14 protein-coding genes are annotated in these 14,342 nt (G+C 42.5%); 9 read left to right on the forward strand and 5 right to left on the reverse strand.

Annotated features, from left to right (window positions below):
* Position 1: 1 nt before the first annotated feature.
* From ABE41_RS17955 to ABE41_RS17990, 8 genes are all read left to right on the forward strand, one after another.
* The gene (locus ABE41_RS17955; protein WP_066293358.1) at positions 2 to 1,420 is read left to right on the forward strand and encodes a glutamine synthetase family protein; all 1,419 of its coding nucleotides are present in this window, start codon (positions 2 to 4) and stop codon (positions 1,418 to 1,420) included.
* A 31-nt stretch (positions 1,421 to 1,451) separates the two neighbouring features.
* Positions 1,452 to 2,219 (forward strand): SDR family NAD(P)-dependent oxidoreductase, encoded by a 768-nt coding sequence (locus ABE41_RS17960; protein WP_066293360.1) that lies wholly within the window; start codon positions 1,452 to 1,454, stop codon positions 2,217 to 2,219.
* 193 nt (positions 2,220 to 2,412) lie between these two features.
* On the forward strand, positions 2,413 to 3,828 hold the full coding sequence (eat, locus tag ABE41_RS17965) for an ethanolamine permease (RefSeq protein ID WP_301336192.1): 1,416 nt from the start codon (positions 2,413 to 2,415) through the stop codon (positions 3,826 to 3,828).
* A gap of 120 nt (positions 3,829 to 3,948) precedes the next feature.
* Complete coding sequence (locus ABE41_RS17970; protein ID WP_066293362.1) at positions 3,949 to 4,371, forward strand: hypothetical protein; 423 nt, start codon at positions 3,949 to 3,951, stop codon at positions 4,369 to 4,371.
* Positions 4,372 to 4,526: 155 nt separating this feature from the next.
* Positions 4,527 to 4,856, forward strand: a complete 330-nt coding sequence (locus ABE41_RS17975) for a hypothetical protein (protein WP_066293364.1) — start codon at positions 4,527 to 4,529, stop codon at positions 4,854 to 4,856.
* Between the two features lie 434 nt (positions 4,857 to 5,290).
* On the forward strand, positions 5,291 to 6,673 hold the full coding sequence (locus tag ABE41_RS17980) for a spore germination protein (RefSeq protein ID WP_066293366.1): 1,383 nt from the start codon (positions 5,291 to 5,293) through the stop codon (positions 6,671 to 6,673).
* A gap of 7 nt (positions 6,674 to 6,680) precedes the next feature.
* The gene (locus ABE41_RS17985; RefSeq protein WP_066293368.1) at positions 6,681 to 7,742 is read left to right on the forward strand and encodes a GerAB/ArcD/ProY family transporter; all 1,062 of its coding nucleotides are present in this window, start codon (positions 6,681 to 6,683) and stop codon (positions 7,740 to 7,742) included.
* Complete coding sequence (locus ABE41_RS17990) at positions 7,739 to 8,857, forward strand: Ger(x)C family spore germination protein (RefSeq protein ID WP_066293370.1); 1,119 nt, start codon at positions 7,739 to 7,741, stop codon at positions 8,855 to 8,857. The genes ABE41_RS17985 and ABE41_RS17990 overlap by 4 nt, the downstream gene beginning before the upstream one ends.
* 66 nt (positions 8,858 to 8,923) lie before the next feature.
* On the opposite strand, the gene ABE41_RS21155 is transcribed toward ABE41_RS17990, so the two are convergent.
* Positions 8,924 to 9,082, reverse strand: coding sequence for a hypothetical protein (locus ABE41_RS21155; protein ID WP_156774311.1), 159 nt, complete (start codon positions 9,080 to 9,082; stop codon positions 8,924 to 8,926).
* A gap of 224 nt (positions 9,083 to 9,306) precedes the next feature.
* On the opposite strand from ABE41_RS21155, the gene ABE41_RS17995 reads away from it, so the two are divergent.
* Positions 9,307 to 10,575 carry a helix-turn-helix domain-containing protein gene (locus tag ABE41_RS17995; protein WP_066293372.1) on the forward strand — a complete coding sequence of 423 codons (1,269 nt, stop codon included), beginning with the start codon at positions 9,307 to 9,309 and terminating at the stop codon, positions 10,573 to 10,575.
* 279 nt (positions 10,576 to 10,854) lie between these two features.
* Here the strand turns inward: ABE41_RS17995 and ABE41_RS18000 are convergent, their stop codons facing one another.
* The 4 genes from ABE41_RS18000 to ABE41_RS18015 are packed head-to-tail and all read right to left on the reverse strand — an operon-like array spanning position 10,855 to position 14,295.
* A complete protein-coding gene (locus tag ABE41_RS18000; protein WP_066293375.1) occupies positions 10,855 to 11,148 on the reverse strand; it encodes a ferredoxin family protein in 294 nt (97 codons plus the stop codon).
* Entirely contained in the window at positions 11,149 to 12,444 is a 1,296-nt protein-coding gene (locus ABE41_RS18005; RefSeq protein WP_066293379.1) for an FAD-dependent oxidoreductase, read from the reverse strand. It abuts the gene before it with no gap.
* Positions 12,437 to 13,462, reverse strand: coding sequence for an electron transfer flavoprotein subunit alpha/FixB family protein (locus ABE41_RS18010; RefSeq protein ID WP_066293381.1), 1,026 nt, complete (start codon positions 13,460 to 13,462; stop codon positions 12,437 to 12,439). Before ABE41_RS18010 ends, ABE41_RS18005 begins: the two co-directional genes overlap by 8 nt.
* The gene (locus ABE41_RS18015; protein WP_066293384.1) at positions 13,459 to 14,295 is read right to left on the reverse strand and encodes an electron transfer flavoprotein subunit beta/FixA family protein; all 837 of its coding nucleotides are present in this window, start codon (positions 14,293 to 14,295) and stop codon (positions 13,459 to 13,461) included. The genes ABE41_RS18010 and ABE41_RS18015 overlap by 4 nt, the downstream gene beginning before the upstream one ends.
* Between the last annotated feature and the right edge of the window lie 47 nt (positions 14,296 to 14,342).

Below are 14,342 nucleotides of genomic sequence, written 5' to 3' on the forward strand. Positions count from 1 at the left end.
AATGAGTCAAGAAACAATCGTAAATTTATCCAAGGAAGACGCAAAGAAAACAGGATTGATCTCTAAAGAAACCTTGCTTTCATTGCTGGAAGACGGATCGATCGACACCGTGAATCTAGCAATCTGTGATATGCAAGGGCGACTGATGGGAAAGCGTCTGACGGCTGACTATTGTTTAGAAAACAACCTCGATAAAGGAACACATTTTTGCAACTATCTGCTTGGTACAGACTTTGAAATGAACACGCCTGACGGCTACGAAATGATGAACTGGGAGAACGGCTACGGTGACTGGCTCGCCCTTCCCGACTGGTCAACGCTCCGTATCGTGCCTTGGGCGGACCGTACCGCCATCGTTTTTTGCGATGTGTACGACGAAAAGACCGGTGATCCCATCCCGATTGCGCCTCGTACCCTTTTGAAGAACCAAATTGAAAAAGCAGCAGCAAAAGGCTTCGAACTCAACATGGCAAGTGAACTCGAATTCTATCTGTTCAAAGAGTCCTTTGAAGATCTTCATCAAAAAGGCTATGAAGATGTTGAGACGGCTGGACACATAAACGAAGATTACAACCTTCTTCAAGGGACACGAAACGAACCGTTTTATCAAAAAATACGCCGGAACATGGCCAAAGCGGATATCCCAATTGAGTCTTCAAAAGGTGAGGCGTTTAAAGGACAGCATGAGATTAACATGCGTTATTCCCACGCACTAAACGCTGCCGACAACCACATCATGTTCAAACACGGCATGAAAGAAATATGTATGCAAGACAATTTATCTGTCACGTTTATGGCAAAGCCAAACCACCAATGGACAGGCTCGAGCGGCCACATCCACCTGAGCCTTTGGGACAAGCGTGCGGGCGAGAATGTTTTTTATGATCCGGATAGCGGCAATCATAACATGTCTGAAACGATGCAGCATTTTTTAGCTGGTGTCTTAAAATACTCACGTGATTTTGCCCTGTTTTTCGCTCCATACGTGAACTCGTATAAAAGATACGCTCAAGAAAGCTGGGCCCCAGTTAACATCATCTGGAGTCATGACAACCGTTCATCCGGCTACCGAATTGTAGGTAACGGAAAAAGTCTCCGCATGGAAACACGTATTCCAGGAGCGGATATGAATCCTTATTTAGCCTATACCGCATTGATCGGCGCTGGGCTTCAAGGCATTGAGGAACGTTTAGAACTCGAACCTGAATTCAAAGGCAACGCTTATAAAGATAAAAACATTCCGCGTATTCCAGGTTCGCTATATGAGGCCATCCAATGCTGGGAAGATAGTGAAGTCGTTCAAAAAGTGTTGGGCGAAAAAGCAGCCTCCCACTACCTCTTTACCGCAAAACTAGAACAAAAACAGTTTGATCGTATCGTTACAAAATGGGAACGCCAGCGTTATTTCGAGCAGTGCTAGCAGATTATCTGAACTTGAGGAGGAACAAAAGATGAGACTACAAGACAAAGTATGCATCATAACAGGGGCCGGCGGCGGAATGGGAAAAACCGCTGCTGAAATGTTCGCAAAAGAAGGCGCAAAAATCGCAGTATTTGAGATGAACGAAAAAAGCGGCTCGGAGGCGGCTGAAGCGATTCGTCAAGCTGGCGGTGACGCGACCTACTTTTATTGCAACGTAACGGACGAAAAAAGCGTAAAAAAAGCCGTTGGTGATACCGTAGAAAAATACGGAAAAATCGATGTCCTCTATAACAACGCCGGCGTCATGATTGCAGAGGATCACTCTGTCATTGATACTCCTGAAGACGCGTGGGACTTGGTTATGAACGTAAACGTTAAAGGGATCTATTTTATGTGCAAGTATGTCATTCCGGAAATGCAGAAAAACCAATCAGGATCGATCATCAACATAGCAAGTTTTGTAGCGTTCCTCGGGTGCAGCGTTCCACAAGATGCGTACACAGCTTCAAAAGGAGCCGTTAATGCATTGACAAAATCGCTCGCTATCCAGTTCCGTCCGGAAGGCATCCGTACCAATTCTATCTGCCCTGGACCGATCGAAACGCCCCTATTGATGGAATGGCTCGTAAAAGATGAAGAAGCAAAAAAGGTACGGTTGTCGCGACAACCGGCCGGTCGATTCGGAAAACCGGAAGATATCGTGTACGCAGCCATCTATTTAGCATCTGACGAGTCCGATTGGACGAACGGGGCGCTATTAAACATCGACGGCGGGATAACGTCGAACTATTTCTAGGGTAAAAGCTCTATATTCAAGGCCGTGAGTAGCTTATTCTCACAGAAACACACCACAATCTCACGGATTTCTAACTTATTCTCACGAGTTTTTACCTTAATCTCACGAAAATGCAACACATACTCGCGAGACGGCAATTCTAGACACATTCAGAACACCGATGCAACATCCAAATTCGAAAGGAGTGTTTAGATTGGGGGAAGTAAATCACGATAAGCAAGGCCTTCAAAAAGCGTTAAAACCCATACACTTATGGGCAATCGCAGTCGGAATGGTTATCTCAGGTCAGTACTTCGGCTGGAACTACGGGTTTGAACAAGGCGGTACGCTCGGGCTTATGGGTGCCGCGCTTTTCATCACCATCTTCTACACCGCCTTTATTTTCAGCTATTCGGAACTATCGACCTCCATTCCACACGCAGGCGGGCCATCGGCTTATGCCAGGCGTGCGATGGGACCATATGCAGGTTTTATGACGGGAATCTCGGTACTGATCGAGTTCGTGTTCGCCCCGCCAGCCATTGCCGTTGCGACCGGGGCATACATCAACTTTCTCATCCCGGCAATCAACCCGGTTTATGCGACAGTTGCCGTGTTCGTCTTTTTCATTTTAATCAACATGATCGGTGTAAAAGGTGCCGCACTTATCGAGCTAGTCGCCACAATCATCGCACTCATCGGACTTGCTATTTATTTTGCTGCTGGCTCCACACACGTCCAGCTAGACTACATTTTTAACGAAAATGCACTTCCGAACGGATGGACCGGCATGTGGATGGCAATTCCATTTGCGATCTGGTTCTATCTAGCGGTTGAAGGCGGTGCGATGGCAGCTGAAGAAGTTCAGAATCCCAAAAAAGACATTCCAAAAGGCTTCATCGCCGGAATTTTAACACTAGCCATTTGTACGATAGGAACGCTCTTCATAACAGCCGGCTTGGGTGGCGGTGTTGGACAGCCAGCAGATAACCCGCTTCCACAGGCACTCGCTTCCGTTTACGGTGAAGGTCACTTCTTTCCTAAGCTAGTAGCTGTGATCGGACTCGCCGGGTTAATCGCGAGCCTTCACGGCATCATCATCGGCTACTCACGCCAGACATTCGCCCTTTCACGTGCCGGGTACCTGCCTAAGTTTTTATCAAGATTATCAAAGCGTCAAATTCCAACTTGGGGACTTCTCCTCCCGGGCGGAATCGGTGTCATTGCAGCAGCTAACGCCACATTTGCCAACCAGCTTATTATCCTAGCGGTATTTGGTGCTGCCATGATGTATTGTTTAAGCTTGGTTTCCCTGTTCATTTTAAGAAAAAAAGAGCCAAACCTGCACCGGCCGTTTAAAGTCTCATACCCTCTCGTTCCAGGTGTGGCAATCGTTCTCGGGGTTATCTCGCTTTTCTGTGTGATCTATTACAGCGTGTTTAATCAATCGCTGCCGTTGTTTGGAGTAAACATTCCGCTGCTTGGAGTGCTCCTGTTCATTTATGGAGCCGCAACCGTCTATTATTTAGCGGTTGGACGCCATAAACTTCTTCCGATCGAAGAAGAGTTTAGAGTGTTTGATGAATTAGAGGCGGAAAGTGATGAGAGTTTGAGAAAGAAGAACGCATAATGAAAAGGCCATCTTTATTGGCCTTTTTTACGTTCATAAGAGTTTAATAGCACCCATAACATCTATAGAAGATTATTCGTATATATGTTAAAATTCCAATAAAAGGATGTTAGGTGCTGTATGAAAAATTTCATAAGTCTTAAAATGACCAGTAATCTATTGCTTGTTATTAATGGATTCATGCTTTTACTGCATATCTTAATCTTGCTCAAAATAGTACCTTATGATTTCATCTGGGGCGGACAAATAAATAATACTGCAGATCTCTATCGGCTAGAAAGCATCTCAATACTCATACAGTGCGGGTTTATTTTTATCATTTCATTAAGAGCAGGGTACATCTTTCCAGGAAAGCTTAAAAAAACAGCAAATGTGGGTGTATGGATAATCTTCATCTTCATGATCTTAAACACAATCGTCAACATTACATCAAGCTCTGGTATTGAATCATTAGTAATGACCCCATTAACGATTATACTCGCCATATTGACATTCAGGCTAGCCCTCGAAAAAGAGGGCCACAACACAACCATTTCTCACTAAACAGCTCGCCATTAGAGCTGTTTTTTATTTTCCCTTTCAAGACAACTGCCTATCATCTTTCCCCCTCCCCCTGCATACAATGAGTTAATACATGAAATATGGTTAAGCCATTACCGAAAGAAATGGACAAATCATGTTTTGAAGGGAGAGATCGTATGAGCGGATATCCGAACATGAGGGAGTTTTACCAGAAGGGGCTCATTCTTATCGGAGAGAATGATCGAGCGGCTCTTTTGCAGAAATCAGGAGAAAATACTTCGCACGAAGGGTCCACACACTGGCTCATAGCGATGGAAGGCAGCGAAAAGCAGCCCGATATTTACCAATGGAAGGTTCTCATCTACCCATCTGATTCAAAAAAAGTAAACTGCTACAAGTCACCGTACTACTCATCACAGCACTTTTCATCCATACACGACGCCATCAATTATTCAAATGAGCTGAGCCAAAAAGCCAGAGAAGATCAGCTGAATACCCTCGAATAACCACATAGATAGATTATCAGTTTTACCTTAGCTTTTCTTTTTACCTTGGATTGTGAAATAGTGTACATAAGCCCTCGTCAAATACATAGAACACCAGCAATGAAGTGGATTAGAGCCAGTTCATTTTTATTATGTCTTTTTGGCGATACTTGCTTGTCGAGCGGTGTCGGCTCGAGAGTATATGAAAATTTTCGTGAGAATAGCAGGGAAACTCGTGAGATTACGGGGATTTTTCGTGAGATTAAATATGAAACTCGTGAAAAAAAACGTTCCCAAGCGCTTCCCCACCTAAACTTTCCCCAAGTCGTCTGCATTCGCTTCTGCCTACACTCCCTACCATTTTATTTCCCTCACTATGCAACCAAAGAATATTCACTCGTGATCACGTCAATACTGCATACTATGACTTTATAGAGAAAGAAGATGGATGCGAAATGACAGAATCATCTCGTGAATTTCTTACCGCTGATCTATCTCATAATTTAAAAATCATCGAAGAAAAAATGAATAATACTGCTGATTTAAAGATAAGGAAATTATCCTTTCATGGTAAGACCATTTTCCTTTTATATCTAGATACGATAACGGATAAGGAATCGATTGAAATGCATATCATCAATCCGATTAACAAGCAGATCTCAGAAAGTATTGAGGGTACGTTAAGCGCAAAACAATTTTCGATTCTCACTACCTTTAATGATATAAGCAACTCATTAGTTGAGGGAAATACGATTTTATTGATGCAAGACGGCAACATTGCCTATTCGATCGCTACATTGACCGATGAAAAGCGTGCGATAAATGAATCGTTAAACGAAAAAGTGACAATGGGTGCCCATGATAGTTTTGTTGAAAACGCCAGCACCAATATAGCTTTACTAAGAAAACGGCTCCGATCTGCCGATTTCAAAGTCGAATACCAAAAATTTGGAACAACAACAAATGTTGAAGTTGCAATCTGCTATATTGAATCAAAAGTGGATCCCGCTGTTCTTCATTCCATTAAAAGCAGATTGGAAAAAATAAATAATACGGAGCTCTATAATGCTCGTCAGTTGCAAGAAATCCTGGAAGATTACCCGTATTCTCCTTTTCCGCAAACGCTTCGATCGGAAAGGCCAGACCGGGCAGTTATAAATCTTTTAAAAGGAAGTACGGTTATTTTTCTTGAGCATGAACCTTCTGCCTTAATTACACCTGTCTCTTTTTATTCGTTTTTGAGAAGTCCGGAAGATTATAACTCCAGATGGTTCGTGAACCTTTTTTATTATTCATTAAGATTACTTGCTTTTATTATGTCCGTAACACTTCCGGCTTTTTATATCGCTGTAAATGCCTATCATTCTTCCATATTGCCTGTAAGTACCTTTTATACTCTAAAGCTTTCCGTTTTGAATGTCCCGTTTCATCCTTTTATCGAAGCGGTTATGATGCAGATTATATTGGAATTGTTGAAGGAAGCATCGGTTAGACTCCCATCGGCGGTTGCCCAAACAATCGGTACTGTTGGGGCGATTGTCATCGGTTCAGCAATCGTTCAAACCAACTTTATATCGAATACAATGGTCGTGGTAATTGCGATTACTGCAGTTTCATCCTTTGTCATGCCGATCGGAGAAATGAGTACAACAATCCGTTTAATGAGTTTTCCACTCATTTTTCTAGCAGCCCTTTTTGGCTTTATAGGGATTGCATTCGGATTGATGGTCTATACGACACATCTTGTAAAACTGACATCTGCCGGAAAAGCGTATGTAGATTCACCTAACATTCTTCAATCAACGCTAAAAAAAGCACCTAACAAAGGAAAGGCGTAGGATCCATATGCTTACAAATAAGAATTTATTTTTCTTAATTATACAAGCCCAGATCGGCATCGGCATCCTCGGTCTGCCCTATATTTTATATAACGACGTACAGCAGGATGGCTGGATGTCTCTTCTTGTCGCCGGAGTTTTGGCGCAAGGTGTCATCATTATTCTTGTCATGCTTTGCAGAACCTCACCAAAAGAAACCTTTTATGAGCTCAACCTAAGACTGTTAGGGAATTTTTTAGGAAAACTTTTAAACATAAGTTACGTCCTGTACTTTACATTGCTTTCGTTGCTCTTAATGATCCTTGTTTCAGATGTAATCAACACATGGATCCTGCATAGAACACCTCGGTGGGCGATCATTTTATTACTATTAATTGCATCAGCCTATATTGCGAAAGAAAAAATCGTAACCATTTCTAGAACGTTCCTCTTTTTTTCCGTTCTTTTTTTAGGTCTGATTTTTTTGCTCATCCTTGTCTATCAGCAAGATACACACATCGGAAGACTGCGGCCAATTGGGACAAACAGTTTTATGGAGATTATTAAAGCTAGTCCGGATGCTTTCGTTTCAATCATTGGCTTTGAACTCATTTTATTCATCATGCCGTTTCTGAAGAATCCTAAAAAGAGTCTAATAGTTCTTTCCTTTGCGAATTTGTTTACCGTTGCGCTATATGTCTTCCTTTTTGTTACATGTGTGATTTCTTTTAGCGGTGTACAATTCAGCCTCATTCAAGAACCTCTGTTGTATCTTTTTCGTGGATTATCGTTCGAGTTTGTCGAGAGAATCGATGTTATCTTTCTTTCTTTTTGGCTTGTCCCGATCGCAAGTACACTCGTAATTCAGCTTTTTAACGCCAGTCATGGCGTTCAACATTTATTTTCAATCCAAAGGAAAAAAGCGGTGTATTTAATTTCCGTTATTTTATTCTGCATCGGTTTATTTCCTGTTAGTGTTGCAGTAAAAGATACACTCTCAAATATCTTGATCTATTTAAACATAACCTTTGTTTTTTTCTTTCCCACTCTATTGTTGATAATCGCAAAACTTAGGGGGAAGAAAGCATGAAAAATACGTTGTTAAAAATAATCATCCCTTTGACTCTCATTCCTCTGTTATCCGGATGCTGGGACCAGAAGTTAATCGTGGATCAAGAAGTAATGAATGGCATAAGTTTTGATTTAGAGGACGAAAAAGTTAAGTCTACGATATTGGTACTTAACATCATACCGATGGGAACAGGCTTTTTCGACTTTAAAAACCAGATTTCTTCTGCCACCGGCCATTCTTTAGAAGATACGTATCGGGAATTAAGAACATATTATACAGGACCTTTAACCGCATCAAAATCACGCATCGTTTTGTTTGGAGAAAGTTTTGCCAAGAAAAATTTAAACGCCTATCTCGATTTTTTCTTCCGTTTACCCGATCCTTATCTCGGGAGTAAAGTCGCAATCGTAAAAGGGCAAGAAGCAAGCGAATTTTTTTCTACGAAAGAAATCGGCACGAACCCAATCGCCTTTGGCTTATATGAAATCATAGATGCAGCGGAAGATAATTCGACGGTTCCTAAAGGGACGCTGAACACGTTATTTACCTATTTTAATGAAGAAGGAAAAGATTTTCTCCTTCCTGTCTTGGAGAAAAAAGAGGGCAATATTCTTGTTTCGGGAGCAGGATTAATCAGCCAAAATGCTTATTCGGGAGAGATGATTTCCTTAAAAGACTGTTCCCTTCTTTTATTATTGATGGATAATTACGGGGATCGTGTCGATCTGGAAACATATCTAAGTGAAAAAAAGAAATTAAACAATCAGGTTGCCTATCGGATTATAAAATCCAAACGAGAGATGAAAATTAAGAAAGATGCCTTACAAAAGCCAACAGTAGACATATCCTTAAACCTGAAAGTTATGATTCATCAATACCCAAAGACCGAAAGCATTGATTCCAAGAAAATTAAAGAGTTAGAAGAAACCATATCACGGGATTTAACAAAAAAATCTCAAGCGATTATGAAACAGACACAAAAGGCCAAAAGTGATGTCTTGGGGATTGGACGAGAAATAAAAGAGACTGATCCCTCAGCCTGGAAAGCACAAATTTGGAGAGAAACGTATCCTGAGATAAAAATAAATACACACGTAAAAGTAACGATTGAGAAGACAGGAATACTGAAATAACAAAAAAAGCACGCGAATGTGTGCTTTTTTTCAATGGAATTTTAAACAGTTGTTTAAAAAAGTATACTAGCTCTGAACCGTCACTTCTGATTTATGTACCAATATCACCCGTCGCAAATAGCCTTTTTCAATTTTCCTTATCTCTATAAAATCAGACGTATAGACGTGCAGAACGATATACGGTTCATTTTGATAAGTTACAATATTTCCTCTTTGAATACTCATGCTATCACCCTAGATGTCACTTGATATAGATAATTATACCTAAAATCGGTACCGTAAAAATTGGGAAACATAGCGGATAAATAAGCACTAATCTCGAAAAAATGAGCATAGTTTCCCAACATAGATCTGCATCGCTTTTCTTATTCACTTCCTAAGCGTTTTATAAAGGTATATTCCAATTATATTAAGTGTTAAAATCAAAAGAAAACGGCGGGGGTAAAAGAATGCACCTAGGCGAAAAGATACGGTACTTTCGAAAAGTCAAAAACTTATCCCAGCAAGAACTCGCAGCCGGGATCTGTTCGATTCCCTATTTAAGCAAAATTGAAAACGGCGTAACCGAACCTTCACATGAAATACAAGAGCATCTAGCCGCTCGATTAGAAATAAGATTAGAGTCCATGAACGAAAACGAGATGATGCGAAACTATGTTGATCTCTTTCATTCCCTTTATCAGAGAGACCATAAATCTGCTGTACAGAAGTATAATACTTTGATAGATTCCCCATCACAATCTGTCGATCAAGATATCTTGCACAAAATATTTAAAAGCATCTATATGATGATGACCAAGCAAGAAACACAGGGAGTTCACGCTTTGTTAGATGAGGTTTCATACATAGACAATGTGATGAAAGGGGAAAAAGCGTTTTACTATTTTCTAGCTAGAGGGCAGCTCAGCTATTATTCAAATAATTATGAGGAAGCATTTAACGATTTTTTATTGGCAGAAAAACAGATGGAGAATAATCGCTTTCAAGAATGGGAAAAGGGATATTTGCTGTACTTGATCGCTCTCACAGCAAACCAGTTGTATAGAAATATTCTTGCTTTAGAATACACCATCCAGGCATTAGAGATATTTGAGAAAACCTACTTCTTTAAGAGATGTGCTGATTGCAGAATAATCCTGGCTATCGTTCATCTTCGGGTTAGAAATTTCGATGAATCTACTAAACAACTATTACTTGCTGAAACCATTGCGAATACCTTTAATGATAAGGTGCTACAGGGAGTGATTTATCATAACTTAGGTAGTATCGCCACCCATAAAGGTGAAACAGAACAAGCTATTGAGCTCTATTCAAGAAGTCTGGAAGCAAAAGAAAATGTAACCCTTTCTGCAAAAATAATGACGATCTATGCTCTGGTGAAAGAATACGAAAAGACTAAGCAACCGGAAAAAGGCTTGGCTCTTATAGATACGTGGCTTGAACAAGTTAGTAATGATCCGTTTAACCACGGATTTGAACTTCATTTACTCTATTACAAAGATTTATTTACATACGGTGAAATAAATACGGAGTTTATGATTAACGAACTGATCCCTTACTTCGAACAAAGAAACGAATGGATTCACCTTGCCGATTATTATCCGATACTCGGAAAGTATTTTGAGAAGCAGCAAAAGTACAAACAGGCCAGTATGTATTATTCATTAGGAATTGAAGCGTTGAAGAACATGCATCAAGTAGGGGTTACGTATGTATAAGTTGGACAACTAAAATCACTTTAGTTGTTCTTTTTTATAGGAAAACGTCTTTTACGGTACGTGTTCTTTTATCTATTACACGTTCGCTCAAAAAAAGCCCGCTACGCTCAGAATTCTTCATCTACGCTCAAAATGCCTAGAGTTTCGCTCAAACTAGATGAGTATCACTCAAGATCCCTCCCGTTTCGCTCAACCTTAAAAAAGTGCCTCATCAAGAGGCACTTCACACTACTATTTTTCACGCAAAACAGGAAAAACTCGCTTCAAAATGTTTTTCGCCTAACCCAATCGAAACACAATCCCATGCCCGCCTTTTGGGTACTCCCACTTGATATTCTGGTGCGGGCACCCGATTCGGCAGCTTCCGCATTCGTGACAGCCTTCGTACCCCACGTGCATGCGAATTTCTTCCCACTTATACACCTCAGCCGGACAAAAGATCGTACAAATTTTATCCGGACAATGGTTCAAACAAACATCGGCATCCATAACGGTGAGATGTGATTTCGTGTCTGCGTTAAAACGAACGAGATACTGCTTTTCTTCGATGGTCTGACACTTCTTTTCGCTCATTTACTTCATCACCTTCCACGCCCGGTATGCGTCACGAGCCAATTTGAGTTTCTCTCCAGCCGTTCCCACATCTCGCCAAATCTTCTTTTGTTTATCCCATTTAGACGTGCCATCAACCGTGAACATCTGGCTCATCGCTTTGTTCGCCATCGGAATGTACTTTTCAAAATACTGCGGGAACTTATCGAAATGATGCGTAGAATCCTTATATTTTTTCATGTCCTGGCCAACGAAACTGCTCATCAATCTTGTTTTATAGTGATTGAGTGTAGCTTCCGAATAATCGTCGCGTTCCTTAGCGAGTAATACCGCTTCTGCCGCAAACTGTCCCGACTTCATCGCAAGGTTTGAGCCTTCGCGGTGAATCGCATTCACGAGCTGTGCAGCATCCCCGACAACAAGCACCCCGTTCCCCGCCACTTTCGGCATCGATTTATAGCCGCCTTCAGGTATCATGTGCGCCAAGTACTCAACCGGCTCCCCGCCAGCGATGTAAGGGCGAATCATCGGATGGTTCTTCACATATTCTAAAAGTTCATACGGTTTAATCTTATGCTTAATCAGCCCAGATAGAAGTGAACCGACCCCAAGACTCAAGGTGTCTTTGTTCGTATATAAAAATCCGGTGCCAAGGATTCCCTTTGTTGCGTCACCAAAAAGTTCAATCGTCGTTCCCTGATTTTCCTCCAGATTAAAACGATCCTCAATCGTCTTTTTATCGAGTTTAATGATTTCCATTGTGGCCAGTGCAACTTCATCAGGCCGGAACTCTTTATGGAATCCGAGTGACTTTGCTAAAAGGGAGTTAACACCGTCCGCCAGCACGACAACATCCGCATAAAGATCGCCATCAGGACGATCAGTCCGCACTCCAACTACCTTTCCGTTTTCTACAATACACTCCAAAACTACGGTTTCATTAACTAAAAGTGCACCCTGCTCAACAGCCTTCCCCGCAAACCACTGATCAAACTTTGCGCGCAGCACCGTAAAGTTGTTGTACGGTTCTTGTCCCCACTCCATCCCTTTGTAGCCGACAGTTATCGCCGATTCCTTATCCATCATCATGAACCGCTGTTCCACGATCGGCCGCTCAAGCGGTGCTTCCTTCCAAAACTCTGGAATTACATCTTCCATCATTTTGCGGTATAGAACCCCGCCCATTACGTTTTTCGAACCTGGGTATTCACCGCGTTCAATTAATAAAACATTCACGCCTGCTTTTGCCAATTCATACGCACAGGAAATGCCGGCAGGACCTGCCCCGACAACGATAACATCAAATTTTTCAGACATGGTCGACCGCCTCTCTGTTAAACGCTTGTTTAAATTGTTCGATTAAAAGTGGCACAATTTCAAAGGCATCCCCGACGATTCCGTAGTGACTAGATTGAAAGATTGGAGCTTCAGGGTCGTTGTTGATCGCGATAATGAGACCCGAATTCTGCATGCCAACAATGTGCTGAATAGCACCAGAAATGCCGATCGCAAAATAGATTTTAGGCGTAACCGTTACACCTGTCTGTCCAACCTGATGATGGTGCTCAATCCAACCCGCTTCTACCACATCACGGCTTCCCCCAACTGCTCCGCCCAGTGTTTCCGCTAATTGATGAACAAGCTGAAACCCATTCGGACTGCCTAACCCTTTTCCGCCAGCGACGATAATATCCGCTTCATCAATTTTCACTTTTTGAGTCGTATGCCTGACGATCTCGAGCACTTTTGTTCGGATATCTTCTTCCTTAAGAGAAGCCGTTTCTTCTACTAGCTTACCTGTCCGGCCCGGTTCTGGCGTAAGAGCTTTCATCACTTTCGGCCGTACCGTCGCCATTTGCGGCCGGTACTTTTTACAAAGAATCGTAGCCATGATGTTCCCGCCAAACGCCGGACGGCTCGCAAGCAATAAGCCTGTATCTTCTTCAATGTCCAAAATGGTAGAGTCGGCCGTGAGCCCCGTCGGAAGGTCTGTCGCGACCGCGCTCGCCAAGTCCTTACCCGTCGACGTTGCCCCATACAAAATCACTTCCGGCTTGTATTTTTGACAGCACTCCAGCAAAGCTTTCATGTACGACTCTGTCCGGTAATCTTTGAAAATAGCATAGTCATACACGTAGACGGTGTCCGCTCCGTATTCAAAAAGAGAGTCTGCTAGTTGTGTGACGTTTTCTCCGATTAAAACACCAGCTAGTTCTGTCCCACGTTTATCCGCAAGCTCTTTCCCCGCTCCAAGCAACTCCAGAGAAACCGGCACAACTTCCCCGTCCTTCACCTCGATAAAAACCCAAATGCCATGATAGTCTTCGAAACTCAACTTCCGTCCCCTCCCTTCACCGCAGCAAAAAGTTCTTTTTTCTCTAGCAAAATATTTAGAAGCTGCTCCGTCTGCTTAGCCGCATCGCCTTCCAGCATCTCTCCGCCACTCGGTTTTGTTGGTGCCCAAACTTTTGATACGATTGTAGGCGACCCTTTCAACCCGAGCTGAGTTCTCTCCACATCCTCCAGATCCGCAACCGCCCAAATTATTGGTTGGTATCTAGCTGCCTTCAGCATGTTCGTCATCGATGAATAAGGAACTTCGTTGATCTCTTTTTCTACTGACATCAAACAAGGCATCGTGGACTGAATGACTTCATACCCGTCTTCAAGCTTTCGATGAACAACCGCATAGCCTTCTTCCATATTGATCTCTTTTACCATATTGACGGATGTTAAAGGAGGCATGTCTAAACGGCGAGCGATCCCTGGTCCAACTTGTCCGGTGTCACCGTCGATCGTCATCTTCCCGCAGATAATTAAATCCACCGGCTTGATTTTAGAAATCTTCTCGATCGCTTTTGTTAGGGCATAACTCGTTGCCAACGTATCCGCTCCAGCAAAGGCGCGGTCAGAAATCATGTAACCTTCATCTGCACCGATCTCGATGCACTTTTTGATTGCCTTTACAGCTGGCGGCGGCCCCATCGTCAAAACGGAAACCGTCCCGCCGTATCTCTTTTTCAAACGCACAGCCTCTTCCACCGCATGCGCGTCATAAGGATTCAAGATGGCAGGCGCGCTCGCCCGGTCCATCGTATTCGTCTTCGGGTTCATCTTGATGATCTTCGTATCCGGAACCTGCTTAATGCAAGCCACAATATGAAGCATTCGATCCCTCCTCTAATCACTGGCCAGTCTTTTTCTAGAAGCCACTA

The sequence above is a fragment of the Fictibacillus arsenicus genome (assembly GCF_001642935.1).
GTDB classification, from domain to species: domain Bacteria; phylum Bacillota; class Bacilli; order Bacillales; family Fictibacillaceae; genus Fictibacillus; species Fictibacillus arsenicus_B.

What these genes read in the sequence shown, in the direction of transcription:
- ABE41_RS17980 (WP_066293366.1), top strand. Translation starts at nt 5,291, where the DNA reads ATGACAGAATCATCTCGTGAATTTCTTACCGCTGATCTATCTCATAAT.
- ABE41_RS18015 (WP_066293384.1), bottom strand. Translation starts at nt 14,295, where the DNA reads ATGCTTCATATTGTGGCTTGCATTAAGCAGGTTCCGGATACGAAGATC.
- ABE41_RS18005 (WP_066293379.1), bottom strand. Translation starts at nt 12,444, where the DNA reads ATGTCTGAAAAATTTGATGTTATCGTTGTCGGGGCAGGTCCTGCCGGC.
- ABE41_RS18000 (WP_066293375.1), bottom strand. Translation starts at nt 11,148, where the DNA reads ATGAGCGAAAAGAAGTGTCAGACCATCGAAGAAAAGCAGTATCTCGTT.
- ABE41_RS17955 (WP_066293358.1), top strand. Translation starts at nt 2, where the DNA reads ATGAGTCAAGAAACAATCGTAAATTTATCCAAGGAAGACGCAAAGAAA.
- ABE41_RS17985 (WP_066293368.1), top strand. Translation starts at nt 6,681, where the DNA reads ATGCTTACAAATAAGAATTTATTTTTCTTAATTATACAAGCCCAGATC.
- ABE41_RS17995 (WP_066293372.1), top strand. Translation starts at nt 9,307, where the DNA reads ATGCACCTAGGCGAAAAGATACGGTACTTTCGAAAAGTCAAAAACTTA.
- ABE41_RS17970 (WP_066293362.1), top strand. Translation starts at nt 3,949, where the DNA reads ATGAAAAATTTCATAAGTCTTAAAATGACCAGTAATCTATTGCTTGTT.
- ABE41_RS17960 (WP_066293360.1), top strand. Translation starts at nt 1,452, where the DNA reads ATGAGACTACAAGACAAAGTATGCATCATAACAGGGGCCGGCGGCGGA.
- ABE41_RS17990 (WP_066293370.1), top strand. Translation starts at nt 7,739, where the DNA reads ATGAAAAATACGTTGTTAAAAATAATCATCCCTTTGACTCTCATTCCT.
- ABE41_RS17975 (WP_066293364.1), top strand. Translation starts at nt 4,527, where the DNA reads ATGAGCGGATATCCGAACATGAGGGAGTTTTACCAGAAGGGGCTCATT.
- ABE41_RS21155 (WP_156774311.1), bottom strand. Translation starts at nt 9,082, where the DNA reads ATGAGTATTCAAAGAGGAAATATTGTAACTTATCAAAATGAACCGTAT.